Annotated in this window: 24 protein-coding genes; 13 read left to right on the top strand and 11 right to left on the bottom strand. The window is 72.8% G+C overall.

Translation table 11 applies throughout. The features are described from left to right. Positions 1-9: 9 nt before the first annotated feature. The 3 genes from DDJ31_RS26415 to glgX all read right to left on the bottom strand — a co-directional run bounded on the left by DDJ31_RS26415 (position 10) and on the right by glgX (position 6,079). Positions 10-1,950 (bottom strand): ABC transporter ATP-binding protein, encoded by a 1,941-nt coding sequence (locus DDJ31_RS26415; RefSeq protein ID WP_127177885.1) that lies wholly within the window; start codon positions 1,948-1,950, stop codon positions 10-12. Beyond that, the gene (locus DDJ31_RS26420; RefSeq protein WP_127177884.1) at positions 1,947-3,782 is read right to left on the bottom strand and encodes an ABC transporter ATP-binding protein; all 1,836 of its coding nucleotides are present in this window, start codon (positions 3,780-3,782) and stop codon (positions 1,947-1,949) included. The genes DDJ31_RS26415 and DDJ31_RS26420 overlap by 4 nt, the downstream gene beginning before the upstream one ends. A gap of 65 nt (positions 3,783-3,847) precedes the next feature. Beyond that, positions 3,848-6,079, bottom strand: a complete 2,232-nt coding sequence (glgX, locus tag DDJ31_RS26425; RefSeq protein WP_127177883.1) for a glycogen debranching protein GlgX — start codon at positions 6,077-6,079, stop codon at positions 3,848-3,850. Positions 6,080-6,232: 153 nt separating this feature from the next. Between glgX and DDJ31_RS26430 the strand changes: the two genes are divergently transcribed. From DDJ31_RS26430 to DDJ31_RS26460, 7 genes are all read left to right on the top strand, one after another. Beyond that, entirely contained in the window at positions 6,233-7,465 is a 1,233-nt protein-coding gene (locus tag DDJ31_RS26430) for a L,D-transpeptidase (protein WP_127177882.1), read from the top strand. A gap of 166 nt (positions 7,466-7,631) precedes the next feature. Further along, positions 7,632-8,876, top strand: coding sequence for a L,D-transpeptidase (locus tag DDJ31_RS26435; protein WP_127177881.1), 1,245 nt, complete (start codon positions 7,632-7,634; stop codon positions 8,874-8,876). 89 nt (positions 8,877-8,965) lie between these two features. After that, entirely contained in the window at positions 8,966-9,733 is a 768-nt protein-coding gene (locus DDJ31_RS26440; RefSeq protein ID WP_127177880.1) for an enoyl-CoA hydratase/isomerase family protein, read from the top strand. 274 nt (positions 9,734-10,007) lie between these two features. After that, on the top strand, positions 10,008-10,511 hold the full coding sequence (locus DDJ31_RS26445; protein WP_127177879.1) for an ATP-binding protein: 504 nt from the start codon (positions 10,008-10,010) through the stop codon (positions 10,509-10,511). Between the two features lie 325 nt (positions 10,512-10,836). Next, positions 10,837-11,616, top strand: a complete 780-nt coding sequence (locus DDJ31_RS26450) for a polysaccharide deacetylase family protein (protein ID WP_127177878.1) — start codon at positions 10,837-10,839, stop codon at positions 11,614-11,616. Continuing rightward, positions 11,616-12,794, top strand: a complete 1,179-nt coding sequence (locus DDJ31_RS26455) for a beta-propeller fold lactonase family protein (protein WP_127177877.1) — start codon at positions 11,616-11,618, stop codon at positions 12,792-12,794. Before DDJ31_RS26450 ends, DDJ31_RS26455 begins: the two co-directional genes overlap by 1 nt. A gap of 91 nt (positions 12,795-12,885) precedes the next feature. Beyond that, positions 12,886-13,506 carry an ADP-ribosyltransferase gene (locus DDJ31_RS26460; RefSeq protein WP_127177876.1) on the top strand — a complete coding sequence of 207 codons (621 nt, stop codon included), beginning with the start codon at positions 12,886-12,888 and terminating at the stop codon, positions 13,504-13,506. On the opposite strand, the gene DDJ31_RS26465 is transcribed toward DDJ31_RS26460, so the two are convergent. Further along, entirely contained in the window at positions 13,460-14,128 is a 669-nt protein-coding gene (locus DDJ31_RS26465; RefSeq protein WP_127177875.1) for a GNAT family N-acetyltransferase, read from the bottom strand. The two genes, DDJ31_RS26460 and DDJ31_RS26465, sit on opposite strands and share 47 nt — an antisense overlap. Positions 14,129-14,264: 136 nt before the next feature. Here DDJ31_RS26465 and DDJ31_RS26470 point away from each other — a divergent pair, with 136 nt between their 5' ends. After that, positions 14,265-14,477: an EF-hand domain-containing protein gene (locus DDJ31_RS26470; RefSeq protein ID WP_127177874.1), complete on the top strand. Its 213-nt coding sequence runs from the start codon at positions 14,265-14,267 to the stop codon at positions 14,475-14,477. A gap of 49 nt (positions 14,478-14,526) precedes the next feature. Here the strand turns inward: DDJ31_RS26470 and DDJ31_RS26475 are convergent, their stop codons facing one another. Then, positions 14,527-15,315: an ABC transporter ATP-binding protein gene (locus DDJ31_RS26475; protein ID WP_127177873.1), complete on the bottom strand. Its 789-nt coding sequence runs from the start codon at positions 15,313-15,315 to the stop codon at positions 14,527-14,529. 270 nt (positions 15,316-15,585) lie between these two features. Here DDJ31_RS26475 and DDJ31_RS26480 point away from each other — a divergent pair, with 270 nt between their 5' ends. Beyond that, positions 15,586-16,317 carry a FadR/GntR family transcriptional regulator gene (locus tag DDJ31_RS26480; protein ID WP_127177872.1) on the top strand — a complete coding sequence of 244 codons (732 nt, stop codon included), beginning with the start codon at positions 15,586-15,588 and terminating at the stop codon, positions 16,315-16,317. A gap of 66 nt (positions 16,318-16,383) precedes the next feature. Beyond that, a complete protein-coding gene (locus DDJ31_RS26485; RefSeq protein ID WP_127177871.1) occupies positions 16,384-17,043 on the top strand; it encodes an NADPH-dependent F420 reductase in 660 nt (219 codons plus the stop codon). A gap of 27 nt (positions 17,044-17,070) precedes the next feature. Here the strand turns inward: DDJ31_RS26485 and DDJ31_RS26490 are convergent, their stop codons facing one another. Continuing rightward, positions 17,071-17,625, bottom strand: a complete 555-nt coding sequence (locus tag DDJ31_RS26490) for a glycoside hydrolase family 25 protein (RefSeq protein WP_127177870.1) — start codon at positions 17,623-17,625, stop codon at positions 17,071-17,073. A 136-nt stretch (positions 17,626-17,761) separates the two neighbouring features. Next, positions 17,762-18,664, bottom strand: coding sequence for an alpha/beta fold hydrolase (locus DDJ31_RS26495; protein ID WP_276319304.1), 903 nt, complete (start codon positions 18,662-18,664; stop codon positions 17,762-17,764). Between the two features lie 82 nt (positions 18,665-18,746). Between DDJ31_RS26495 and DDJ31_RS26500 the strand changes: the two genes are divergently transcribed. Continuing rightward, the gene (locus tag DDJ31_RS26500) at positions 18,747-19,247 is read left to right on the top strand and encodes a CGNR zinc finger domain-containing protein (RefSeq protein ID WP_240678072.1); all 501 of its coding nucleotides are present in this window, start codon (positions 18,747-18,749) and stop codon (positions 19,245-19,247) included. A 231-nt stretch (positions 19,248-19,478) separates the two neighbouring features. Here the strand turns inward: DDJ31_RS26500 and DDJ31_RS26505 are convergent, their stop codons facing one another. The 3 genes from DDJ31_RS26505 to DDJ31_RS26515 form a co-directional block, all read right to left on the bottom strand. Further along, positions 19,479-20,033 (bottom strand): hypothetical protein, encoded by a 555-nt coding sequence (locus tag DDJ31_RS26505; protein ID WP_127177868.1) that lies wholly within the window; start codon positions 20,031-20,033, stop codon positions 19,479-19,481. 91 nt (positions 20,034-20,124) lie between these two features. Beyond that, on the bottom strand, positions 20,125-21,006 hold the full coding sequence (locus DDJ31_RS26510; protein ID WP_127177867.1) for an SDR family NAD(P)-dependent oxidoreductase: 882 nt from the start codon (positions 21,004-21,006) through the stop codon (positions 20,125-20,127). Next, complete coding sequence (locus DDJ31_RS26515; protein WP_127177866.1) at positions 21,003-21,476, bottom strand: MarR family winged helix-turn-helix transcriptional regulator; 474 nt, start codon at positions 21,474-21,476, stop codon at positions 21,003-21,005. The genes DDJ31_RS26510 and DDJ31_RS26515 overlap by 4 nt, the downstream gene beginning before the upstream one ends. Before the next feature lie 417 nt (positions 21,477-21,893). On the opposite strand from DDJ31_RS26515, the gene DDJ31_RS26520 reads away from it, so the two are divergent. Next, a complete protein-coding gene (locus DDJ31_RS26520; protein ID WP_127177865.1) occupies positions 21,894-23,609 on the top strand; it encodes an FAD-binding oxidoreductase in 1,716 nt (571 codons plus the stop codon). Positions 23,610-23,662: 53 nt separating this feature from the next. On the opposite strand, the gene DDJ31_RS26525 is transcribed toward DDJ31_RS26520, so the two are convergent. Beyond that, the gene (locus DDJ31_RS26525; protein WP_240678071.1) at positions 23,663-23,950 is read right to left on the bottom strand and encodes a hypothetical protein; all 288 of its coding nucleotides are present in this window, start codon (positions 23,948-23,950) and stop codon (positions 23,663-23,665) included. Positions 23,951-24,234: 284 nt separating this feature from the next. Here DDJ31_RS26525 and DDJ31_RS26530 point away from each other — a divergent pair, with 284 nt between their 5' ends. Further along, entirely contained in the window at positions 24,235-26,472 is a 2,238-nt protein-coding gene (locus DDJ31_RS26530; RefSeq protein WP_127177864.1) for an MMPL family transporter, read from the top strand. Positions 26,473-26,711 lie beyond the last annotated feature (239 nt).

Consider the following 26,711-nt stretch of genomic DNA (forward strand, 5'->3'; position numbering starts at 1 on the left):
CACCGCTTCTCACGCCAGACTGTCCCGCCACGCCCGGTGCAGGTCCGCGAACCGCCCCGTGCCCGCGATGAGTTCGGCCGGGCTGCCGTCCTCCACGATCCGGCCGCGCTCCATCACCAGGACCCGGTCGGCGATGGCCACCGTGGAGAGCCGGTGGGCGATGACGACGGCCGTGCGGCCCTTGAGCACCGTCGACATCGCGCGCTGCACCGCCCGTTCGCCGGGCACGTCGAGCGAGCTGGTCGCCTCGTCCAGGATGAGGACCGCCGGGTCGGCGAGCAACGCCCGTGCGAACGCCACGAGTTGGCGTTGCCCGGCGGAGATCCGGCCGCCCCGCTTGCGGACGTCGGTGTCGTAGCCGTCGGGCAGCGCCTCGATGAAGTCGTGGGCGCCGATCGCCTTCGCGGCCCGCTCGATCTCCTCCCGGTCCGCGTCCGGGCGGCCGATCGCTATGTTCTCGGCGACCGTGCCGGAGAACAGGAACGCCTCCTGCGTCACCATCACCACCCCGCGCCGCAGTTCGGGCCCGGACAGCTCGCGCAGGTCGACGCCGTCCAGCAGCACCCGGCCGGCGGACGCGTCGTAGAAGCGGGCGAGCAGCTTCGCCAGCGTCGACTTGCCCGCGCCGGTCGAGCCGACCACCGCGACCGTCTGCGCGGCCGGGATGCGCAGGTCGAAGCGGGGCAGCACCTCGCCGCCCGTGCGGTAGCCGAACGCCACCCGGTCGAAGACCACCTCGCGCCCCGGGCTGCCGTCACGCGCGGGCGGCAGCCGGCGCGGGTCGGACGGCTCCGGCACGGACGGCGTCTGCGCCAGCAGCCCGGCGATCTTCTCCAGCGAGGCGGCCGCCGACTGGTAGGAGTTGAGGAACATGCCGAGCCGGTCGATCGGGTCGTACAGCCGCCGCAGGTACAGCACCGCCGCCGCCAGCACCCCCAGCTCCAGCGTGCCGTCCGCCACCCGGTAGGCGCCCCACAGCACGATCCCGGCGACGGCCGTGTTGGCGACCAGGCGGGAGCCGACGACGTACCGGGCCATCTCCAGGAGCGCGTCGCCGTTGCGCCGTTCGAGACGGCCGTTGAGGACCTCGAATTCGGCGTCGTTCACCGTCTCCCGGCGGAACGCGCGCACCGGGCGGATGCCGTTCATCGTCTCGACGAACTTCACGATCACCGAGGCGATCGCCGTCGACCGCGACCGGTACACCCGGCCCGCCCGCCGCCGGTACCACCGCACCAGCAGGTACAGCGGCCCGAACGAGGCGACGGCGACCCCGCCGAGACCGAGGTCGAGCCAGAGCAGCATCGCCGAGATGTACACGAACGACAGGACGACCGTGATCAGTTCCTGGAGGCCCTCGTCGAGGAGTTCGCGCAGGGACTCCACGTCCGTGGTGGAGCGGGAGATCAGCCGGCCCGAGGTGTACCGCTCGTGGAAGTCGAGGCTGAGCGCCTGCGCGTGCCGGAAGATCCGGCCCCGCAGGTCGAGCAGCACGTCCTGGTTGACGCGGGCGGAGACGATGAAGAACGCGTACTGGAGCCCGCCGGACACCAGCGCGCACAGCAGGTACCCGACGGCCACCGCGGTCAGCGGACCGAGGTCGTCGCGCCGGAACGCCGGGACGGCGGTGTCGATCGCGTACGCCACCAGCAGCGGGCCCGCCTGCACCGCCGCCTGCTGGAGCAGGATCAGCAGCGCGGTGACGGTGACCCGCGCCTTCATGGGCGCGAGCAGCGAACGCAGCAGGGCACCCGTGGCGCCCGGGGGAGTGGGCAGGGCGTCCTGGTCGAAGGGGTCGCCCGCACCCGCGGGACCCGCCGCGGGACCCGGCCCACCGGCCGGCGGCCCGACGGCCGCAGCGCTCTCCGCGGGCTCGGGGGCCGGCCCCCGAGCGGGTCCCTCCGGCTCGTCGTCACCGGGTTTCGGGACCGACGTCGTGGCGGATGTCATCGGTCGCCCTCCGTTTCCCCCGCGCCGACGGCCGGCGGCGGCCCGTCACCGTGGTCGTCGCCCCCGGACATCAGATACGCGTACTCCGGGTGGGTGCGCAGCAGTTCGTGATGGGTGCCGACCGCCGCGATCCGCCCCCCGGAGAGCAGCGCGACCCGGTCGGCGAGCAGCACCGTCGACGGGCGGTGGGCGACGATCAGCGCGGTCGTGTCGGCCAGCACCTCCCGCAGGGCCGCCTCCACGGCCGCCTCGGTGTGCACGTCGAGCGCCGACAGCGGGTCGTCCAGGATCAGGAACCTGGGCCTGCCGACGACCGCGCGGGCCAGCGCCAGCCGCTGCCGCTGCCCGCCGGACAGGCTGAGGCCCTGCTCGCCGACCTGGGTGCCGGCGCCCTGCGGCAGCGCCCGCACGAAGTCCGCCTGGGCGACCCCGAGCGCACGCTCCAACTCGGCCGCGCCCGCACCGCCGTCGGCCCCCATCAGGACGTTCTCGCCGACGGTCGCCGAGAACAGGGTGGGCTCCTCGAAGGCGACGGCGACCCTGGTGCGCAGCTCCTCGCGGGAGAGCGCGGTGATGTCCTCGCCGTCCAGGGTGATCCGCCCCTCGGTCGTCTCGTGCAGCCGCGGCACCAGCGCGGTGAGCGTGGTCTTGCCGCTGCCGGTCGCGCCGACCAGCGCCATCGACTCGCCCGGCCTGATGTGCAGGTCGATCCCGTCCAGGACGGGCGGCGAGCCGGGCGGGGCGTCGGGGTAGCGGAACCGCACGCCGTGGAAGCGCAGCCCGCGCGCCTCCCGCCCGCTCTCCGGGGCGCGGGTCCGCTCGCCGCCCGCCGACTCGGGCCGCTCGTCCAGCACCTCGAAGTACCGTTCGGTGGCCGTCGCCGCCTCCTGGCACATCGCCAGCAGGAAGCCGATGGAGTCCACCGGCCAGCGCAGCGCGAGCGCCGTCGACAGGAACGCGACCAGGGTGCCGGCCGACAGATCGCCGTCCGCGACCCGGACGCTGCCCAGCACCAGCGCCGCCCCGATCGCCAGTTCCGGCAGGGTCACGATGACGCCCCAGATCGCGGCGAGCAGCCGCGCCTTGCGCAGCTCCGTGGAGCGCAGCGTCCCCGACAGCTCGCGGAACGCCCGCGCCTGGCTGCGGTGGCGGCCGAAGCCCTTGATGATCCGGATGCCGAGGACGCTCTCCTCGACGACCGTCGTCAGATCGCCGACCTGGTCCTGCGCGAGCCGCGCCACCGCCGCGTACCGCTTCTCGAACACCAGGCACATCACCATCACCGGCACCGCGGGGACCAGGATGACCAGCCCCAGCGTCCAGTCCTGGAGCAGCATGATGCCCACCCCGACCAGGATCGTCACTCCGTTGACCAGCAGGAACGTCAACGGGAAGGCGAGGAACATGCGCAGCAGCATCAGATCGGTGGTGGCCCGGGACAGCAACTGCCCCGAGGACCAGCGGTCGTGGAAGGCGACCGGCAGCCGCTGCGCGCGCCCGAACAGGTCCGCCCGCAGATCCGCCTCGACCCGGGAGAGCGGCCTGGCCACCAGCCACCGCCGCAGCCCGAACAGCAGCGCCTCGGCGATCCCCAGCAGCAGCAGGAACAGCGCGCCGAGCCACACCCCGGCCGGATCGCGGTGGGTGACCGGGCCGTCGACCATCCACTTCAGGACCAGCGGGATCACCAGGCCGAGACAGGAGGCGACGACGGCGACGAACGCGGCGGCCGAGAGCCGGGCCCGCACGGGCCGGACATAGGGCCACAGGCGCAGCAGGGTGCGGACCGCGGAACGGCCGGGGGCGGGCGCGGCGACGGGTGTAGTGGACATCAGACGCGAGCCTACGGACCGGCACCGACAACGCCCACCGAGTTTCCGCCCGGCCCGGTGCCCCCTCACCCCACCCGCAGCAGCAGCACCGCCCGCGCCGGAACGGTGATCGACGCCCCCGCCCGGTACGTCACCCCGGGCGCCGCCGCCTGCTCCTCGCGCGAGGTGTCGACGACGACCTCGTACCGCCGCGCCCACGGCGGGCCCGGCAGCACGAACGCGGCCGGGGCGTCCCCGGCGTGCAGCACCGCGAGGAAGCTGTCGTCGACGATCGGCGCGCCCCGCTCGTCCCGCCCGGGGATGTCCCGCCCGGAGAGGTACATGCCGAGCGTGGCAGCCGGCGCGTACCAGTCCCGTTCGGTCATCTCGGCGCCGCGCGCGGTGAACCAGGCGAGGTCGCGCAGCCCGTCCGCCGAGTGCGCCCGGCCGGAGAAGAACGCGCGGCGGCGCAGCACCGGATGCCGGTGGCGCAGCGCGATCAGCCGCGAGGTGAGGTCGAACAGGGCCTGCCAGCCGGGGTCGTCGAGGAGCCCCCAGTCGACCCAACTGGTCTCGTTGTCCTGGCAGTACGCGTTGTTGTTGCCGCCCTGGGTGCGCCCCAGCTCGTCGCCCGCGACCAGCATCGGCACGCCCGTCGACAGCAGCAGCGTGGTCAGCAGGTTGCGCAACTGGCGTCTGCGCAGCGCGCGGACGCGTCCGTCGTCGCTCTCGCCCTCCGTCCCGCAGTTCCAGGACCGGTTGTCGTCCGAGCCGTCCCGGTTGCCCTCGCCGTTCGCCTCGTTGTGCTTGCGCTCGTAGGTCACCAGGTCGCGCAGGGTGAGACCGTCGTGCGCGGTGACGAAGTTGACGGACGCGTAGGGCCGCCTGCCGCCCCACGCGTACAGGTCGCTGGAGCCGGAGAGCCGGTAGCCGAGGTCGCGCACATCGGGCAGCGCGCCCCGCCAGAAGTCCCGGACGGCGCCCCGGTAGCGGTCGTTCCACTCCGTCCACAGCGGCGGGAAGGCGCCCACCTGGTAGCCGCCCGACCCGACGTCCCACGGTTCCGCTATCAGCTTCACCCGGCGCAGCACCGGGTCCTGCGCGATGACCGCGAGGAACGGCGACAGCATGTCGACGTCGTGCATGGAGCGGGCGAGCGCCGCCGCGAGGTCGAAGCGGAACCCGTCGACGCCCATCTCGGTCACCCAGTAGCGCAGTGAGTCCGTGATCAGCCGCAGCACGTGCGGTCGCACCACGTGCAGGGTGTTGCCGCACCCGGTGTAGTCGGTGTAGCGGCGGGCGTCGGACTGGAGCCGGTAGTAGCCGCGGTTGTCGATGCCCTTCAGGGAGAGCGTCGGACCGAGTTCACCCGCCTCGGCGGTGTGGTTGTAGACGACGTCGAGGATCACCTCGATGCCGGCCGCGTGCAGCGCCCGCACCATCCGCTTGAACTCGCCGACCTGCTGCCCCGCGGTGCCCGACGCGGCGTACCCGGCGTGCGGGGCGAAGTAGCCGACCGAGTTGTAGCCCCAGTAGTTGCGCAGGCCCCGGCGCAGCAGATGGTCCTCGTGCGCGAACTGGTGCACCGGCAGCAGCTCCACCGCCGTCACCCCGAGCCGCGTCAGATGCTCGACGGCCGCCGGGTGCGCCAACCCGGCGTAGGTGCCGCGCAGTTCCTCGGGCACCCCCGGGTGGGCCCGGGTGAAGCCCTTGACGTGCAGCTCGTAGATGACGGAGTCGGCCCACGGCGTCTTGGGGCGGTGGTCGTCGGCCCAGTCGTCGTCGTCGTGGACGACGACGCCCTTGGGGACGAAGGGCGCGGAGTCCCGTTCGTCGCGCACGGTGTCGGCGACGTGCTGCTGCGGCCAGTCCCTGACGTGCCCGTACACCTCGGGCGGCAGCGCGAAGTCGCCGTCGACGGCCCGCGCGTACGGGTCGAGGAGCAGCTTCGCCGGGTTCCAGCGGCCGCCGGTCCACGGGTCCCAGCGCCCGTGCACCCGGTAGCCGTAGCGCTGGCCCGGCAGCACCCCGGGGACGAAGCCGTGCCAGATCTCGTGCGTCAGTTCGGTCAGCGGCGCGCGGGTCTCCCGGCCGCCCTCGTCGAAGAGGCACAGCTCCACGGCCTCCGCGCCCCCGGCCCAGAGCGCGAAGTTGGTGCCCGGCACGCCGTCGGGCCCGGCCCGGAACCGGGCGCCCAACGGGGTCGGCGCACCCGGCCGCACCGGCACGCCCGGCGTCCCGCGCGGGGCCGCCTCCGTCACGACGACCGGGGCGGTCCGCTGCTCGGCCACCGCCTCCCGCTCGGCTGCGCTGGACACCTGTCAGCCTCCCACGGCTCGGGGGACGAGCCGGAAAAAGGGCGGGTGACGTCCCGGTCACCGCACCCCTTCACGTCGTCCTCCCACATGTTCTGCCCAGAGCACGCGTCGCACTCACGTTTCCCCGGACCCGCCCCGCTCGTTGCACACCCCGTGAGGCACGTACACGGGCGCGCACGGCGCGCGGGGGCCACGCTGGCCGCCCTACTGACATGCGCAGGACTACTGGCGGGGGCCGCGGGCTGCACCTCGGGCGGCCACCGCACCATCGATCTGGGCGGGTCGTTCGGCAAGCCGGCCGCCCCCGAGGACGTCATCAGGATCTCGCCCGACGACGGCAGCAAGGGGGTGACGTCGCGGGAGCCGCTGCGGGTCCACGTCCCGGACGGGCGGCTCGAGTCGGTGCGGGTGGTCCGCTCCCAGGACGCGCAGGAGTCCGAGGTGCCGGGGCGGATCGCGGAGAACGGCCGGAGCTGGGAACCGGACGAGGCACGGCTCGGGCTCGCGGCCCGCTACACGGTCGACGCGGTCGCCGTCGACGACGACGGCCACCGCTCGGCCCGGCACACCACGTTCACGACGTACGTGCCCGACGAGCGCTTCATCGGGTACGTCACACCGGAGAACCGGGCCACGGTCGGCACCGGCATGATCGTCTCGCTGGACTTCAGCCGGGAGATCCAGAACCGGGCGGCGGTGGAGCGCGCCGTCCAGATCACCGCGCGCCCCGCGGTGGAGATCCGCCCGCACTGGTTCGGCGCGTCACGGCTCGACTTCCGCCCCGAGCGGTACTGGCAGCCGGGCACCGAGGTGACCGTCTCGCTGAAGCTGCGGGACGTGGAGGGCGCCCCCGGCGTCTACGGCCTCCAGTACAAGACGTTCTCCTTCACCGTCGGCCGCAGCCAGGTCTCCCTGGTCGACGCGGCCGAACACACCATGGAGGTGCGGCGGGACGGCGAGCTGCTGGCGACCGTGCCGATCACGGCCGGCGCCCCCAAGACCACCACGTACAACGGGAAGATGGTGGTGATGGACATGCTGGAGGTGACCCGTATGAACAGCCGCACCGTCGGGTTCGGCGGCGAGTACGACATCCCCGACGTGCCGCACGCCATGAAGCTGACCAACACGGGCACCTTCCTGCACGGCAACTACTGGTCGCCGAACGCCCCGGGGCGGGTGAACGTCAGCCACGGCTGCGTGGGGCTGCGGGACGTGAAGGGCGGCAGCTCCGACACCCCCGCGGGATGGTTCTTCGACCGCAGCCTCATCGGTGACGTCATCGAGGTGGTGAACAGCAAGGACACCACCGTCGCGGCCAACAACGGCCTCGGTGGCTGGAACATGTCCTGGAAGGAGTGGACGGCGCGCGGCGCGGTCAGATGATCGGTGCGGGCCCGTCGGAGGTCGGGCCCGGACAGTCGGTGATGTTGCTGCTGAACGGTGACCTCCACCTCACATCTTCCCCAAATCCCTGCGGTTAATATGCGCCAATGTGCGCGCGGGACGCGCCGGGGAACGGGCCCGACCAGGCCCGTCGAGGGGAGAGATCGTGAACGTGCGACCGATATCGGGGGCGTCGGTTGACGCGCGGGGACGGCACGCCAGAAGGCTGTCGGCCCTGCTGCTCGGAGGACTGCTGCTGACCGCCACCGCGTGCGGCGGCTCGGACTCCGGTCCGGGGGACGCGAAGGGCGAGGGCGGCGGCGAGGCCGGTGCGACCGCGCGCGGTACGCAGTCGACGGCCGTCGTCGCCATCGCGCCGAAGGACGGCGCCAAGGCCGTCCGCACCAGCGGGGCGCTCGAAGTCACCGCTAAAAAAGGCAAGTTGACGAAGGTCCAGGTCAAGAACGCCAAGGGCGACGCGGTCGCGGGGGAGATCACCGACGGCGGCGCGACCTGGACACCGGCCGCGCATCTGGCCGCGGCCACCACGTACACCGTGCACGCGGTCGCCCGGGACGCCGAGGGGCGCGAGGCGGCCGAGGACTCCCGCTTCACCACGCTGACCCCGAAGAACACCTTCATCGGCACGTTCACCCCGGAGGACGGCTCGAAGGTCGGCGTCGGGATGCCGTTCTCGATCCGCTTCACCCGGGGCATCACACGTCCCGAGGACGTCGAGAAGGCGATCAAGGTCACGACGTCGCCCGCCGTGGACGTCGAGGGCCACTGGTTCGGCAACGACCGCCTCGACTTCCGCCCGGAGAAGTACTGGGCGTCCGGCACGAAGGTCACCGTCCGGCTCGACCTCGACGGCGTGGAGGGCCGGCCGGGCGTCTACGGCAAGCAGGCCAAGACGGTCTCCTTCACCATCGGCCGCAACCAGGTCTCGATCGTGGACGCCAAGGCCCACACGATGAAGGTCACGCGGGACGGCGAGGTCGTCAAGACCGTCCCGGTCACCACCGGCAAGCCCGGCTACGAGACCTGGAACGGCCAGATGGTCATCAGCGAGAAGCTCCGGGTGACCCGGATGAACGGCGAGACGGTCGGCTACGGCGGCGAGTACGACATCAAGGACGTCCCCGACGCCATGCGCCTGACCGACTCGGGCACCTTCGTGCACGGCAACTACTGGGGCGGCGGCGCCTTCGGCAACTACAACGCGAGCCACGGCTGCGTCGGCCTGCGGGACGTGCGCGGCGGCTCTGACCGGGGGCTGCCGGGCGGCTGGTTCTTCGACCACTCCCTGATCGGTGACGTCGTGGTCGTCAAGCGCTCCGACGACCGCACCGTCGCGCCGGACAACGGCCTCAACGGCTGGAACATGTCCTGGGAGAAGTGGAAGGCGTGAGCTGACCGCCGTCCCCCGGCGGCAGCGGGCCCGGTGCTGTGACCGACAGCACCGGGCCCGCTGGCGTTAGTGGCCGTTAACCTGCCTGCATGACCGTGAATCTCGAAGTCGCCGAGGGCGTCGGCACCGTCCGCCTCGACCGCCCGCCGATGAACGCGCTGAACGTCGCCGTCCAGGACCGGCTCAAGGAACTGGCCGAGGAGGCCGCCCGCCGCGAGGACGTCAGGGCCGTGGTCCTCTACGGCGGCCCGAAGGTGTTCGCGGCCGGCGCGGACATCAAGGAGATGCGGGACATGGACCACACCGCGATGGTCCTGCGGGCCCGCGCCCTCCAGGACGCCTTCACGGCGGTGGCCCGCATCCCCAAGCCGGTGGTCGCGGCCGTCACCGGCTACGCGCTGGGCGGCGGCTGCGAGTTGGCGCTCTGCGCCGACTTCCGGATCGCCGGCGCCGACGCCAGGTTCGGCCAGCCCGAGATCCAGCTCGGCCTGATCCCGGGCGCGGGCGGCACCCAGCGGCTGGCCCGGCTGATCGGCCCCTCCAAGGCCAAGGACCTCATCTTCACCGGCCGGATGGTGAAGGCCGAGGAGGCGCTGACGCTCGGGCTCGTCGACCGGGTGGTGCCGAACGAGGAGGTCCACGAGGCCGCGCACGCGTGGGCGGCGAAGCTGGCGAAGGGCCCCGCCATCGCCCTGCGGGCCGCCAAGGAGTCCATCGACACCGGCCTCGAGACGGACCTCGACACCGGCCTCGCCCTCGAACGGAGCTGGTTCGCGGGCCTGTTCGCGACCGAGGACCGCGAGCGGGGGATGCGCAGCTTCGTGGAGGAGGGTCCTGGCAAGGCGACGTTCCGCTGAACCACCGCGTGATCGAGCGCAGTTGACACGATGTCTGATGCGGGGTCCCTCGAAGGGGCGGTTTATGGGAGCCTTAAGAGGCCCTTAAGCCTGTCGTGTCGAGGGAGCCCGACGCTTGTCCGCAGTCGAACCTCCGCCCCAGGTCAGACCGGCCGCCCACCCCTCCGAAGTGCCTGGGGCATATGCCGAAACGGTTATTCGGAACCTGGGGTTCCGGGGGGTGGATTCCCCGGGAACCGCCCCGGAGGTCGCGGAGGGCCGCCATGATGGTGGCATGGCGGGGCTGGACGGCATCGAACAGCCGCGGGGAGGGGACCGTGCTGCCGCGGCCCGCTGGTCCCCCGCGGTCGCGGACGAACGAGGGCTCCAGGCACTGGAGTTGTTCGGCAACCCGATCGACGCCGAGGTCCCGCTGCCGTCCCGCCCCGAGTCCGCGGCCACCGCGAGACGGCTCGCCCAGGTCGTCGTCCTGCGGCACTGGGGGCTCAGTCCGCAGCTCGCCGAGGACGCCGTCCTGCTCGTCTCCGAGCTGGTCGGCAACGCGGTGCGGCACACCGGCGCCCGGGTCTTCGGCCTCCGGATGAAGACCCGGCGCGGCTGGATCAGGGTCGAGGTCCGCGACCCGTCCCGCGGCCTGCCCTGCCTGATGCCCGTCGCGGAGACCGACCTCAGCGGCCGGGGCCTCTTCCTCGTCGACAGACTCGCCGACCGCTGGGGCGTCGACCTGCTCCCGCGCGGCAAGACGACCTGGTTCGAGATGCGCGTCACCGACCGCTGACAGCCGCTCCGAACCGCGGGGGTTGCTCCGGGCATGCGGATCGCCGGCCACTGATACCTGTACGGACGCGCGGGTCAACGGTCCTCGGCGGTGGGTTCGTCGCCTGCGGGTGCTTCGGTGCAGGGGCCTGCGACGGCCGGCGGTCGCAGCGCGTGCCGGGTGCCGCGTGTCTGTGCCCGCGGTCGCTTCCGTGTGCCCGGGGTACTCACCGCCGTGGTCGTTCCCTCGGTCGTTGCGGCGGGCAGGGCGCCGGAGGTCGACGGTCACTTCGTCGCCGTTCGGGTCAATGGCCCGTTTTGTCGGTCTTGCGCCCTTAAATGGTGCGGTGACCACGACCGACCGCCGAACAGCGCTGCGTACGGGCGCCGCTGTGGTGGCCGGGGGCGCGCTCGCCGCCGGATGCTCCACCACCGGCGCCGTCGCCCACCCGGCAGCCACCCCGCGCACCACCCGCCCCGCCGCCGTCGAACCCGCCGCGGCCCCCGCGCCCCGCCGCTACCCGGGACAGCCGCAACAGCTCACCCACGGCCCCCGCACCCACCGGAAGGTCGCCCTCACCTTCCACGGCCAGGGCGATCCGGCCCTCGCCAGGACCCTGCTCACCGAGGTGGAGAAGCGCGGCGCCCACGTCACCGTGCTGGCCGTCGGCGACTGGCTCGACGCACACCCCGAGATGGCCCGCCGCATCCTCGACGGCGGCCACGACCTCGGCAACCACACCCAGCGCCACCTCGACGTCAACGCCATGCCGGAGGCCGGGGCCCGCGCCGAGATCACCGGCTGCGCGGACCGGCTGCGGAGGCTCACCGGCTCCATCGGCACCTGGTTCCGCCCCTCCCGCGCGCCCGGCGCCTCGCCGCTCGTCGCCCGCCTGGCCCGCACCGCCGGCTACCCGCACGTCCTCTCCTACGACGTCGACTCCCTCGACTACACCCGTCCGGGCGCCGCCGCCGTCACCCGCACGATCCTCGGCCAGGTCCGCGCCGGCTCCGTGGTGAGCCTGCACTTCGGCTACCCGGACACGGCCGCCGCGCTCCCCGCCGTCCTGGCAGAACTCGACCGTCGCGGCCTGGCCGCGGTGACCACCACGGAGTTGTTCAGCTGATGCACCGCACCCTCCTCGGCCGCGCGCTCGCCGCGGCCGTCGCGCTCGCCGCCCTCTCCGGCTGCGGCGCCGACACCCGCGACCGCGCGAACGCGGCCCACGGCACCGAGGCCGCCGTCCCCGCCCCCGCCAAGAAGGAGGCGGACAAGGGGCTGCCCGGCATGCCGCCGGTCCTCGACCCGAAGGACCTCTACGCGGCGGACCGCCCCGGCCGGCTCTCCCCCGTGGTCCGCGGCTTCCCGTCCCGGATCTACGTCCCCAACACCAACTCCAACACCGTCACGGTGATCGACCCGAAGACGTACAAGGTCATCGAGACCATCCCGGTCGGCACCCAGCCCCAGCACGTGGTGCCCTCCTGGGACCTCAAGACGCTCTGGGTCAACAACGACAAGGGCAACACCCTCACCCCCCTCGACCCGAGGACCGGCAAGGCCGGCCCGCCCGTCGACGTCCACGACCCGTACAACCTGTACTTCACCCCGGACGGCAAGTACGCCGTCGTGATGGCCTCACTCGACCGCCAACTGGTCTTCAGGGACGCCCACACCATGGAGGTGAAGAAGTCGCTGCCGGTGAGCTGCTACGGCGTCAACCACGCCGACTTCTCGCCCGACGGCCGCTACTTCATCGTCTCCTGCGAGTTCAGCGGTGAACTCCTCAAGGTCGACACCGCGAAGATGGAGGTGATCGGGCACCAGAAACTGCCGTTCCACGGCGCGATGCCGCAGGACGTCAAGATCGCGCCCGACGGCTCGAAGTACTACATCGCCGACATGATGGCCGACGGCATGTGGGTCCTGGACGGCGACCACTTCGGCAAGCCGTCCTTCCTGCGCACCGGCAAGGGCGCCCACGGCCTCTACATCAGCCGCGACTCCCGCGAGATGTACATCTCCAACCGGGGCGAGGGCAGCGTCTCCGTCTTCGACTTCGGGCGCGGCAAGCTGACCAAGAAGTGGCACCTGCCCGGCGGCGGCAGCCCCGACATGGGCGGTGTCTCCGCCGACGGCAAAGTCCTCTGGCTGACCGGCCGTTACCACTCCGAGGTGTACGCCATCGACACCCGCACCGGCCACCAGCTCGCCCGCATCAAGGTCGGCAGCGGCCCGCACGGACTCGCCGTCTACCCGCAGCCCGGCCGCTACTCCCTCGGCCACACCGGCATCTTCCGCTGAAACAGCCCGAGTTGACGTGTCGACGGCGCAACACGCCGCCGATCGGGTGACGGTCCCCGGCCTGCCGCGGGCGAACCGGGATCGTGCCCCCATGATCACAACTCGCCTGCGGCGCCGCGCCGCCGCCGCCGTCCTCTCCCTCGCGGCCGTCCTCGCCACGACGGCCGCCACCACCACGACGGTCTCCGCCGACACCCGAGCCCTCGCCGCCACCCGGGCCGCCGCGCCGTCCTGCCCGCAGCTCTACGACCCGATCCGCGCGGCGGCCGACCGCCGCGTCGACATCGGCCGCATCACCCCCGAACCCGTCTGGCGCACCACCTGCGGCACCCTCTACCGCAGCGACGGCCGCGGCCCGCAGATCGTCTTCGAAGAGGGCTTCCAGCCCAAGGACGTGGTGAACGGCCAGTACGACGTCGAGAAGTACGTCCTGGTCAACCAGCCCTCGCCGTACGTGTCCACGTCGTACGACCACGACCTGTACAAGACCTGGTACAAGTCCGGCTACAACTACTACATCGACGCCCCCGGCGGCGTCGACGTGAACCGGACCATCGGCGACACCCACAAGTGGGCCGACCAGGTCGAGGTCGCCTTCCCCGGCGGGATCGCCCGGCAGTACGTCATCGGCGTCTGCCCGGTCGACAAGAAGACCAAGACCGAGATCATGAGCGAGTGCGAGAGCAACCCGCACTACGAGCCGTGGCACTGAGCAGCAGCGCCTCCGCGCCCACCGGCCGGTAACCGGCCGCCAGGAACGCCCGCAGACTGCGGGCGTTCCCCGGCGTCACCTGCGCCCACAGCGGCTCCGCCGTCAACCGCCGTGCCGCGCCCGCCAGCAGCCGCCCGAGCCCGCGCTGCCGCGCCCCCTCGTCGACCTCGACCGACACCTCGAGCCGCCCGCCGATCCCGCGCCCCATGACCAGCACCCCGCCCTCGGCGGCCCAGGCCCGCACCCCGTCACGCCGGCCGCGCGCGTACCCGATCCGGGAGTGGTCGCCTTCGGTGATCTCCACCAGCGGCAGCGGGAGCCGCCCCGGCAGCGGCGGGCCGACCAGCATCGTGTCGATCGTCTCCGTGGTCCGGCCGGTGCGCTCCAGCAGGGCCGACAGGAACCGCGGGTGCATCGGCGCCGCCAGCGGATCGCACTCCACCGCGCGCAGCGCGGCCCGCACCCACGCCGGGTCCTCGTCCGTGAAGACCACGGCGTGCGCGGTGAACGCCAGCACCCCCGCGTCCCGCGCGCACTCCTGCGGCACGACGACGGTGACGCCGTCCGCGGGCGGCGGACCGCCGTGCGCCACCGCGTCGAGAATCTCCCGCAACGTCTGCATCGCCGCGCCTTTCCGCGCTCCCCGGCAGCCGCCGCACAACGGTCGGGCGCGGGCCGTTAATCTGACCTGCGTCAGTCAGACAGCGAGACGGTAACGCAGCACGACACGGCTGCACGAGAGAGTAAGGGGCGGGCCGGTGGCGGACATCGAAGAGGCACGCAAGGAGTTCCAGCGGATCGACACCGACGGCGACGGATTCATCACCGCCGCGGAGTTCAAGACCGCCCTCGCCCAGGGCGGCGACTGGAACGTCACCGAGTCGGTCGCCGAGGTCGTCATCAAGGCGCGTGACCTCGACGGCGACAAGGTCCTCTCCTTCGACGAGTTCTGGACGTACCTGAACAAGTAGCGGATGCGAGCGGGGCGCCCGGCCAGGGAACGGGGGGCGCCCCGCGCCGTCATCCCCGGCGCCTGATCCGCACGCTCCACCTGCCGTCGTGCCGGTCGAGCGCCAACGGAAGGTCGAAGCACTTGCCGACCTGGTCACCGGTGAGCACGTCGTCCACCGCGCCCTGCGCCAGCACCCGCCCGTCCCGCAGCAGCATCGCGTGCGTGGTGCCCGGGGGCAGCTCCTCCAGGTGGTGGGTGACCAGGACCGTCGCCAGCTCCGGGTGCTCCTCGCGCAGCGCGTCCAGCGCGCCGATCAACTGCTCGCGGCCCGGCAGGTCGAGGCCCGTCGCCGGTTCGTCGAGCAGCAGCAGCCGCGGATCGGGCATCAGCGCCCGCGCGATCAGGGTCCGGCCGCGCTGCCCCTGGGAGAGCGTCGGCCAGCGCGCCTCCCGGCGGTCGGTCAGTCCGAGGGTGGCGATCAGCCGGTCGGCGCGCGCCTCCTGCTCGGGCGTCGGACGCCAACGCGGCACCAGCGCAACGGAGTTGGTCAGCCCGGTCAGGACGACGTCACGGACCCGCAGCGGCTCGTGCAGCGGATGGCGCGGGTCGACATGGCCCACGTACGTCCGCAACTCCCGCAGATCCACCCGGCCGAGGCGCCGGCCGAGCACGTCGACGGTGCCGCGGGTCGGGTGCACCAGCGCGCCCAGCAGGCTCAACAGGGTTGATTTTCCCGCGCCGTTGGCGCCGAGCAGCGCCCAGTGCTCGCCGCCGCGCACGGTCAGCGAGACCTCCTGGAGGATCGGCCGCCCGTCCCTGACGACGTGGACGTCCTCGGCCCGCAGCACGTCCGTCATCGCCGCACCGCCCGCTCGGTCACGGACGGCAGGGGGCGGTCTCCGGCGGCGCGGCGGGAGGCGGGGAAGGGGGTGGGGGCGGTGCGGGTCATCGTCTGCTGGTGGCCTTCGGCTCGGTCGTGCGGTGACCGGCGGCATGACACTCCCGCGGCGGGGTGCCGGTCGCGTCAGGCCCGCCGCGGCAGCCGAGAATCCCCGAGGGAAGGAGACCGCGAAGCGTCATGGCGCTACGCTATCCACTCCTCAGCTCCTCAGACAAGTGGTGACTTCATGGCGTCGTCCGTACCGCCCTCCCTCGGCGCCCTGCGCCCCAGCCCGCTGGTCGAACAGGCGGCGGACCGGCTGCGCGCCCAGATCACCGGCGGCCACTGGCCGGTCGGCACCCGGCTGCCCGGCGAGACGACCCTCGCCAAGGAGCTGGGGGTGGGCCGCTCCACCGTCCGCGAGGCGCTGCGCGCGCTGGCCGGCGCCGGTCTCGTCAGGCCCCGGCAGGGCGCCGGCGTCTTCGTCATCGCCACCGTGCCCGACGAGGACTGGCCCACCCGGCTGCGGCGGGCCGCCGTCACGGAGGTCTACGAGGTCCGGATGGCCGTCGAGGTGCACGCGGCCCGGCTCGCTGCCCACCGGCGCACCGACGAGGACGTGACGGCCCTCACCGCGGCGCTCGCCGCCCGGCGGACGGCCGCGGACGCCGACGACGCGACGTTCGTCGAGGCGGACCTCGCGCTGCACCAGGCGGTGGTCGCGGCCGCCCACAACCCCCTGCTCGCCTCGCTGTTCGCGGACTTCGCGCCGTCGCTGCGCACCGGCCTGACCGAACTCCTCGCGCTGTTCCCGCTGCGCGAGGCCGACCCCAACACGCACGACGACACCCACGCGGCCCTCGTCTCGGCGATCACCGAGGGTGACGGCGAGGCGGCGGTGGAGGCGCTGACCCGGGAGCTGTCCGAGACGCTGGCGCTGCTCGGCGCGGGCCACCCGTTCGGCGGGCGTCCGGAATAGCCGTGCCGGGGGAGGGGTTGGGGGTGCGTATCCGCACGTACGTCATTCCGGAAGGTCGAGGCAGCAATGAAGATCGGCATCATCGGAGCGGGCAACATCGGCGGCAACCTCACCCGGCGGCTCACCGCGCTCGGCCATGACGTGTCCGTCGCCAACTCCCGCGGTCCCCAGACGTTGACCGCGCTGGCCGAGGAGACCGGCGCGACACCCGTGCCCGTCACGGAGGCGGCCCGCGGCGCCGAGGTCGTCGTGGTCACGGTCCCGCTGAAGTCCGTGCCCGACCTGCCGTCCGGCGTGCTCGACGGCGCGGCCGACCAGGTCGCGGTGATCGACACCGGCAACTACTACCCGCAGCGCGACGGCCGGATCGCCGGGATCGAGGACGACGGTCTGACCGAGAGCCGCTGGACCGAACGGCACCTCGGGCACGCCGTCATCAAGGCGTTCAACGGCACCTACGCCCAGGACATCCTGGACCGCCACCGCCCGGCGGGCGCCGCCGACCGCATCGCCCTGCCGGTCGCGGGCGACGACGAGACGGCGAAGCGCACGGTGCGCGCGCTCATCGACGAGCTGGGCTTCGACACGGTGGACGCGGGCGGTATCGACGACTCCTGGCGCCAGCAGCCGGACAGCCCGGTGTACGGGCTGCGGGCGGGCGTCGAGGGCGTCACCGAGGCGCTCGCGAAGGCGCGCCCGGAGCGCCCGGAGGCGTTCCGGGCGTAGCGCCTGCCGTCCCGCGCGCGGGTCCTGTCAGCCGACGGTCGCCCAGTCCTGGAGGGCGGCCTTGTCGGCGAAGTCGGCGACATCCTTGTCGTGCGGGTCCTCGGTGTACTGGTGGAAGCGCCAGTTCGCCTTGATGCGGGGCTCGCCCGCGGTGACGTAGTCGGCGATCCAGAGGCCGTCACCCGCGTACGAGGTGGTGTCGATGTTGAGCCAGAAGTTGCGGTTGCAGTACAGGACGACCCGGTTGTTCGGCCGCAACTTCTTCACCTGGCGGATGAAGCTGTCCTTCTCCGCGTTGCTCGCGTGGGTGCCGTCGCCGGTGGTCTCCCAGTCGACCGCGAGGATGTCGCCCGGCTTCTCCGGCGCGTTCTTGACGAAGTACTCGGCCTGGGCGGTGAGGTTGCCCGGCCACAGGAAATGGTAGAAACCGACGACGAGACCGGCGTCCCGGCCCGCCTTGGTGTGGGTGGTGAGCCGGGGATTCACATAGGAACGCCCCTCCGTCGCCTTGATGAAGACGAAGGAGAGACCGTCGGTGTCGTACGACGACTGATACGCGCTCACGTCGATGCCGCGCAACATGGGGTACTCCCTGAAGTGCTGGTGGGGGGACGGAAGTTATCTGGGGGTGTACCCCCACCCTGGCACGCCCGACCGCCACGGGAGGGTGAAAGCGAGGGGTTCCACCCGGGCAGGGGACGGTCGTCGACGACGTTCCTCACGACGGGCGTCGTGGCCGACGGCCGCCGTCCTGCGCACCCGTCACCCGCGAGCGGAACCGGAGGACCGCGTCGGCGACCTCGTCGCCGTGGCTCTCCAGGAGGAAGTGGCCGCCGTCGAGCAGGACGACCTCCGCGTCCGGGGCGTCGCGCCGGAAGGCCTCCGCTCCGGCCGGTCCGAAGATCTCGTCGTTGCGGCCCCAGACGGCGAGGACGGGCACCCGGCTCGACCGCAGCCACGCCTGCACCGCCGGGTAAAGGGCGCGGTTGCCCGAGTAGTCGCGGAACAGGGCGAGTTGGGCGCGGTCGACGCCGGGGCGGGCAAGCAGCGCGAGGTCGTGCTCCCAGGCGTCGGGGTCGATCAGGCTGGGGTCGGGGACGCCGTGGGTGTACTGCCACTCGACGGCTTCCCGGCCGAGCGCGGGCCGCAGCCGCGCCTCGTTCTCCGGGGTGGGGTGCGCCCCGTAGGCCCAGACGGGCTCCCAGAAGTCCGCCACGAACCCCTCCTCGTAGGCGTTCCCGTTCTGCGAGACGACGCCGAGGACCGCGTCGGGGGACGCCAGCGCGAGCCGCCAGCCGATGGGGGCGCCGTAGTCCTGCACGTAGAGCGCGTAGCGGTGCACGCCGAGAGCGGTCAGGAAGCCGCGGGTGACCTCGGCGAGGGCGTCGAAGGTGTAGGGGAAGTCCGCGGTGTCCGGCGCCGAGGAGCGGCCGAAGCCGATGTGGTCGGGCGCGATCACCCGGTAGGGGCCGGCCAGCGCCGGGATCAGGTGCCGGAACATGTGCGAACTCGTCGGATAGCCGTGCAGCAGCAGGAGGACGGGGGCGTCCGCAGGGCCCGCCTCCCGGTAGAAGACGGTCAGTCCCCCGACGTCCACGGTCCGGTGGTGAACAGCGACCACGGTAACCCCTTAATCGAATTTAACCGGTTAGGTTATGCTGATCATCCACAGAGCCGGACGGCATGTCAACGGGGAGTGGGCCGTGGTCGAGGACGAGGATCTGCTGCTCGCCGTGCTCAACAGCGCGCCGGTGATCGACGGGCGCCCCGCGGACTTCCTGACCGGGGAGGGCGCCGCGGACCGGATGCGCGCGCTGGGCGGGCGGGGCACCGGGCAGGAGCGCGACCGGCTGGTCCTGGTGCGCGACACGTTGCACGCGCTGATCCGGGGCGCGTCCTCGGACGTCGGCGGCCTCGCCTCGGTACTCGACCGGGCCCGGCTGCGTCCCGCCGTCTCGCCCGCGGGCGTGACCTGGGGACTCGAAGCGGCGCCCGGGGAGGAACTCGCGGTCCGGGTCGTCCTCGCGTGGTCGCGCGTCACGGCGGAGCTGCCGGGGCGGCTGCGGCCGTGCGCGAACGACGCGTGTCGACTGTTCCTGGTCGATCACAGCAGGCCGGGGACCGCCCGCTGGTGCTCCATGGCGGTCTGCGGCAACCGGATGAAGGCGCGGACCCACGCCCGCAAGCGGCGCGACGAGGAGTGACGGACCGCGCGGCGCGGGACTGCGGTGCCCGCGAGGCGCGTGCGCAGGAGCGGCGGGTGGGCGGTGTCCTGGTCGGGGCAGTGGCGGGTGGGCGGTGCCCTGGTCGGGGGAGTGGCGGGTGGCGATGTCCGTCGAGCGCGGGTGAGGTCACCGGCGGGTCGGAGTGCTCGGGGAGTCAGTGGTAGTCGGGCAGCAGCCCCCCCGGTGACGGCCTCGGTCCGCGCGGAACCCTCAGCCGCGCCTGTCCGGCGGGACGTCCGTGCCGTCCAGGGCCGCCCGCGCCGCCGCCGTGAAGCCGCCGAGGCGCTCGGAGACCAGGGTCACCTCGACGGCATGACGCTCGACGAGGCCGACGTCGCGATCCGCGGCGCCTAGGGAGTCGCGCCAGGCGAGAAGGGTCGTATGCATCGAGTGGAGTGCCACGTGGACGCTGTGCGCGGCATGCTCCACCGCGTCGGGTCCCTCGATCGCGAGCCCGGCCCACGCCGCCTGCACCAGGACCAACTGATCCCGCGCGATCCGGAGCCGGTGATCGGCCTCCGTCACATCTGAGGCATCGCCGATCAGCGCTCGTCCAGCCGATTTCAGAGCGGTGCGCGTCTCGTTGGCCGGTGCCAGGAAGGCGCTGTACGCGTCCCGCCGCAGTTGTCTGCGCCAGTGGGCGTGCTCGACCTTGGCCTGCCCCTCCAACTGCCGCCTGGCCGCGCCGCTGGAGATCGCCGATGCCGCAACTGTGCCCAGAACGCCCACCGTTGCGCCCAGCAGCGCCGCAAGTCCCTGATCCATGCGCGGGATTATCCACCTCGGCGACCGCGGGCCGTCCGGGGTGCGGCGAGGCGGCCGACACCGGTGTGACGGCCGGTTCCGGGCCTCGGCCCTACCGCGTGAGGGGCTCCACCCCCAGGAGGGCCGCGGTTCTGGTGTAGACGGTCAGGGCGAGCGCGTCGTCGAGGGCCAGGCGCGAAGGGGTCTCCGGCCGGGACCTGCTGAAGAAGCCGCCGCTGGGGCGCGGTGCGGGCGAGGCGCAGGCGAGCCAGACCGGGGTGCGCACCCCTTCGTCCGGGGTGATGGAGAACGGACGGAACAGCGGGGCGGTCAGCCGCATCAGGCCGCCCGCGTTGCTGTTCATCCCGGTGCCCTTGACCATCCCGGGATCGGCGTTGTAGACGCTCATGCCGTCAGGGAGGCGGTGCGCGAGTTCCCGCGCGGCCAGGAGGCTGACGAGTTTGCTCGTCGCGTAGACGTTCATCTGGTGGAAGAAGCGCCTGTTCCACGAGGTTCCCGCGACATCCGGATCGGTGGCGTCGAGCCTGGCGCGCTTCTCCACGAACGAGGACATGTTGATGATCCGCGCGTCGGGTGTGAGCGCCTTCTCGGCCAGCAGGGCGTGGGTGAGCAGGAACGGGGCGTGGTGATTGAGCGCGTAGGTGCGCTCCACGCCGTCCGGCGTCTGCTCGTACCGGGGGAACGCCGCCCCCGCGTTGTTGACGAGGACGTCCACGTGCTGTCCGTCGGCGGCCAGTCGCGCTGCCAGTGCCTGGACCTGCGACCACTGTTCCAGGTCGGCGGTGTACGTCCTCGGCGGTGCCGCGTCACCGCCCGCCGGGGCCAGGCCGCGCAGGCTGTCGGCGGCGGCCCGGGTGCGCGTCGCGTCCCGGCCGACGAGGACGACGCGCTGGCCGGCCCTGACCAGGTGGCGTGCCGTCACGAGACCCAGGCCCGAGGCTCCGCCCGTGACGACCGCCGTCCTGCCGCTCATCGCCGCTCCTTCTTCTCGGTGCCCTTGACGCCGGTGGCCTCACCTGTCGGGCGGGCGCCGTCGATCACTTCGCGGAGAAGCGCGTGGAGGCGCTGCCTGCTCTCGCGGTCGAGGTGGGCGAAGGGCGAGTGCTCGGTGGTGTGCTGGATGACGCGGTCGCGCAGCGCGCATCCCTCGGGGGTGAGCTGGATGACTTTCGCGCGGCGGTCGGTGGGGTGAGGCACCCGGCGGACCAGGCCGCGCCTCTCCAGCCGGTCGATCATCGCCGTGGCGGTCGAGGCGTCGCACTGCAGGAGTTCGGCCAGACGGCGCGCGGTCATCTCCCGCCCGCGGCTCAGCCTCCACAGCGCGTCGGCCTGCGTGTCGGTGAGCCCCGCATCCCGCGCCAGCTCCTTGAGCTCGCCCTGCACCTGGGTGCGGATCGCGAACAGGCAGTCGTAAAGCTCTTCGTTCAGCTGCCGATCATCCATGACTCCCACGGTACATGGATTATCCAATGATTGGATAATCCATGCATTGCGCTCCGGTCCCGCCCCACGGCGCACGGATCACGGATCACGGATCACGGGCCCACGCACCACGGACCACGCGGATCCTTCGCGCGTCCGGGGCGCGGAATCGTCCCCGTGCCCGTGCCCGTCCTCCACTCGGACCGGCTAAGGGGCGGCTCCCAGAGTGGCGGCCGGGTTCGGCCCCGCCGCGTCGGTAGCGTTCGCCGACGGATCGTCGTCGGGGACGGATCGTCGGCAGGGACTGGTTGCGGTCGCGGACAGGTCGTCGGGGACGGGCCGGGGTCATGGACAGTTCGGCAGGGACGGGCCGGGGTCATGGACGGTCGTCGGGGACGGGCTGGGGGTCACGGACAGATCGGCAGGGACGGAGCAACGATGGGCCGCTCGACGGAGGAACCGCTGAGGCGTCGCCAACTGCTGGGCCGGGCGGGCGCGGTGGCCGCCGGCCGGGTGGCGGGTGTGGCCGGTGCGGCGGCCGGGCCGGGCGGCGAGCGCCCCGACGACGCGAACGGCCCCGGCCACGGCCCCAGTTCCGTGTGCCGGCCCGGTGCCGGGCCGGACGGCGGGGTGTCCTGGCCGGTCGTGGTCCGACCGGGCGACCTCCGCTACGACAGCCTGCTGCGCGGCGACAACTTCCGCTTCGTCGGCCGCCCGGACGAGATCCGGGTGGTCGGCTCCACCGAGCAGGTGGTGCGGGCCGTCGACGACGCCGTCCGCTCCGGACGGCGGATCGCGGCGCGCAGCGGCGGCCACTGCTTCGAGAACTTCACCGCCGCCCCCGAGATCCGGCTCCTGCTCGACCTCTCGCCGCTGGACGCCGTCGGCTTCGACCCGGCGATGGACGCGTTCTCGGTGCGGCCGGGGGCGACCCTCGGCCAGGTGTACCGGACGCTGTTCACCGGCTGGGGCGTGACGATCCCGGCGGGCGGCTGCCCCGAGGTGGGCGCGGGCGGGCATCTGTGCGGCGGGGGATACGGTCCGCTGTCCCGGCGCTACGGGTCCGTGGTCGACCATCTGCACGCCGTCGAGGTGGTGGTGGCCGACCGGGCCGACGGCGCCCGCGTCGTCGTCGCCACCCGCGACCCGGACGATCCCCACCACGACCTCTGGTGGGCCCACGCCGGAGGCGGCGGCGGCAACTTCGGTGTCGTCACCCGCTACTGGCTGCGCTCCCGGGACGTTCCGGCCGGGGCCGGCCGGCACGACCCCGCGCGGCTGCTGCCGCCCGCGCCGGGCGAGTTGCTGGAGACCCTGGTCACCTGGGCCTGGGACGCGACGATGGACGAGCGGACCTTCACCGCTCTGCTGCGCGGCTTCGGGACCTGGCACGAGCGGGACAGCGCACCAGGCTCGCCCGCGACCGCCCTGTATGCCAACTTTCTCGCCGGGCACCGCAGTTCGGGCGTGCTCCAGATGGTCGCGCAGATCGACGCGGGGCTCCCGGACGCCGGGGCCCTGCTCGACGGACTCGTCTCCGCCGTGACGGCCGAGGCGGGCGTGCCACCGCTCGCCACGCTCCGCCGCACGATGCCCTGGCTGCACGCCATGACCTGGCCGGGGACGGGCGAGGCGGGCAACGTGGTCTCCCGCCGCTACAAGGACAAGGCCGGCTATCTGCGCCGCCGCTTCACCGACACGCAACTCGCCACGGCGTACCGGCACTTGACGGACGACACGGACGGCACCGAGAGCGGTCTGCTCCTCGTCGGCTACGGCGGCCAGGTCAACACGGTGGCCCCGCACGCCACCGCCGTCGCCCAGCGCGACTCGGTGATGAAGGCCATCTACTACACGGTGTGGACCGACCCGTCGGACGACGCGGCGCGGCTGGCCTGGATCAGGGACTTCTACCGCGAGGTGTACCAGGACACCGGCGGCGTCCCGGTGCCCGGCGGGATCAGCGACGGGTCGTACATCAACTACCCCGACGTCGACCTCGCCGACCCCGCGTGGAACACCTCGGGCGTTCCTTGGCACACCCTGTACTACAAGGACAACTACCCCCGCCTGCAACGGATCAAGGCCCGCTGGGACCCGCGCGACGTCTTCCACCACGCCCTGTCGATCGAGCCGCCACGCCGACGGTCCTGATCGCCCGAGTCCTGCGAGGGGGGCGAGCGGAGGGGTCTATCTAGGCGTCGGGATCAGGGCGTGCCACGCTCCAGTTCGTCCACGACCCGCGCGTGGAACCGGAGTTCACGGCCTCGCCCCGGACTCGTCAGCACGATGGTCTTGGCCGCACCGAGAGCCCCCGGACCCGCCCCCAGAAGTTCACGCGTGATCACCACCGCGTCGAGCACCTCGACCCGGCGCTCACTCAACAGCGCCTGCACGGCGGCCATCCCGCCGTCCGTGCCCAGCAGCGACCGGCACTCGTCCACCAGCGGCTCGACCCGAGCCGCCCTGTCAGGACTCAGCCCTCTGATCACCATCGCGCCGTCCCCTCGCTCTGTTCCGACGAGCCACGCGGGCCATTCTCCCGTCCGACGCCGAAGCACCTCGGACAGGGGGACTCCCTCCAGCCCGGACGACGGCGCGTCCGCCGGGGTGTAGCCCGCTACACCCCAGGTCCGGGAGGGTGCTCCCTCGTGGTGGGGGTCGGTGGGCGGGATCGTGGAGATCGATGAGGCACGCCGCGCCGGCCCCCGGCCGACGCGGACAAAGACGCCTCTCTTCCCCTGTTCCGCACCGCCGACGTGGAGGCTCTCTCACCGCCATGGCAACTCTCCTTTTTCATGTGGGCCGTATCGCCTTCCGCCGGCGGTGGCTGGTCACCCTGCTGTGGGTGGCCGTCCTGGGCGCCGTCGGCTTCGCCGCCGTGAAGGCCCCGGCCGCTCCCGACGACGGCTTCGCCATGCCGGGCATCGAGTCGCAGAAGGCGTTCGACCTGCTGGACCAGCGCTTCCCCGGTTCGGGGGCGGACGGCGCGAGCGCCCGCATCGTCTTCATCGCGCCGGGCGGCGAGAAGGTCACCGCCGCAGGGAACAGGGCCACGATCGAGCACCTGGTTACCGAGGCCGCCGAAGGACCGCAGGTGACCGGCGTGGCCGACCCCTTCCAGGCGAAGGCGGTCAGCGAGGACGGCTCGACGGCCTACGCCACCGTCTCCTTCAAGGCCCCCGCCGCCGATCTGACCGACGCGGGCAAGGAGCATCTGGAGCGCGCCGTCGAGCAGGCCAGGGACGCGGGTCTGACCGTCGAGGTCGGCGGTGACGCCCTGGCCACCCAGCCGGCCGCGGGCGGCTCCGCCGAGGTGATCGGCATCGCGATAGCCGCCGTGGTCCTCCTGGTCACCTTCGGGTCCATGGCCGCGGCCGGGCTGCCGCTGCTGACCGCGATCATCGGCGTCGCCGTCAGCATGACCGCCATCATCGCCCTGGGCAGCACCTTCGGCCTCTCCCTGACCAGCGGCACCCTCGCCTCGATGCTGGGCCTCGCCTGCGGCATCGACTACGCCCTGTTCGTCGTCTCCCGCTACCGCGAGGAACGCGGCAAGGGCCGCGCGCCGAGGGAGGCCGCGGCGATGGCCGTCGGCACGGCCGGGTCCGCGGTGGTCTTCGCCGGCCTGACCGTCGTCATCGCGCTCGCGGGACTGTCGGTGGTCGGTATCCCGATGCTCACCAAGATGGGCCTCACCGCGGCCGGCGCGGTCGTCGTCGCCGTGCTGATCTGCCTCACGCTGGTCCCCGCCCTCCTCGGCTTCTGGCCCGACGCCGTCCTCGCCCGGCGGGTCCGCAAGGGCGGCAGGCCCCGCCGCACCAGGACGGACGGCGCGGGCACCGTGCGGAACGCCGGCAGCCGCTGGGCCCGCCTGGTGGTGCGCCACCCGCTGCCCGTGCTGCTGCTCGGCGTCGTGGGCCTCGGCGCCCTCGCCGTACCGGCCGCCGACCTCCAACTGGGCATGCCGGGCGACGAGGCGAAGTCCACCGCCACCACCGAACGCCGCGCCTACGACGCCCTCGCCGACGGCTTCGGACCCGGCTTCAACGGCCCGCTGACCATCGTCGTCGACACCAAGGGCGCCGCCGACCCGAAGGCCGCCGCCACCCTGATCAGCGACCGGATCGCGGCCACCGACGGCATCGTCTCCGTCTCACCCGCGCGGTTCAACGAGAGCGGCGACGCCGCGATCCTCTCCGCCACCCCGTCCACCAGCCCCACGGACGCCAGGACGATCGACCTGGTCAAGACCATCCGCGCCGAACGCCCCGGCACGGAAAGGGAGTCGGGGGCGACCTACGAGGTCACCGGCAGCACCGCGATGAACATCGACGTCGCGAAGCGGTTCCAGGACGCGCTGGTGCCGTACCTCGTCGTGGTGGTCGGCCTGGCGATCGTGCTGCTCCTGCTGGTCTTCCGGTCCCTCCTGGTCCCGCTGAAGGCGGCCCTCGGCTACCTGCTCTCCGTCCTCGCCTCGCTGGGGGTGGTCGTCTCCGTCTTCCAGTACGGCCACGGCGCGGAACTCCTCGGGGTCGAGCAGACCGGCCCGATCATGTCCATGATGCCGATCTTCCTGGTGGGCATCGTGTTCGGCCTCGCCATGGACTACGAGGTCTTCCTGGTCTCCCGGATCCGCGAGGCGTACGTCCACGGCGCACGGCCCCGGCAGGCGATCGTCTCCGGGTTCCGCACCAGCGCCCGGGTGGTCGTCGCCGCCGCGCTGATCATGATGGCGGTCTTCGCCGGATTCGTCGGCGCCGACGAATCCATGATCAAGATGATCGGGTTCGGCCTGGCCACCGCCGTCCTCTTCGACGCCTTCGTGGTCCGGATGGCGATCGTGCCCGCCGTCCTCGCCCTCCTCGGCGACCGCGCCTGGCGCCTGCCGCGTTGGCTCGACCGGATCCTGCCCGGCGTCGACATCGAGGGCGAGGCGATCACCCGCAGGCACCCGGCCCCCGCGGCGCCGTCCCCGGTCGACCAGGACGACCCGGAACCCGTCCTCAGCCGGTAGCTCCCCCGGTGGCCGCCTCCCCTCGGTGGCCACCGCCCGAGACCGGGGCCGCCATGGCGGTATCGGCCCCGCACTCGCCGCACCCGTGGGGACGGGGAACGGCGAGAACCCGAGCCCGGCGGCGAGCACCTGCTCGCCGCCGGGCTCGGCCGTCGTCCGGAAGGACGGCGGTCAGGTGCGCTGATCACGCCGTGAAGTACCGCGCGGTGGAACGCCGTTGTCTCACCGGCAAGGCCCGC

It is taken from the genome of Streptomyces griseoviridis, from assembly GCF_005222485.1.
In the GTDB taxonomy this organism is placed as follows: Bacteria; Actinomycetota; Actinomycetes; order Streptomycetales; family Streptomycetaceae; genus Streptomyces; species Streptomyces hintoniae.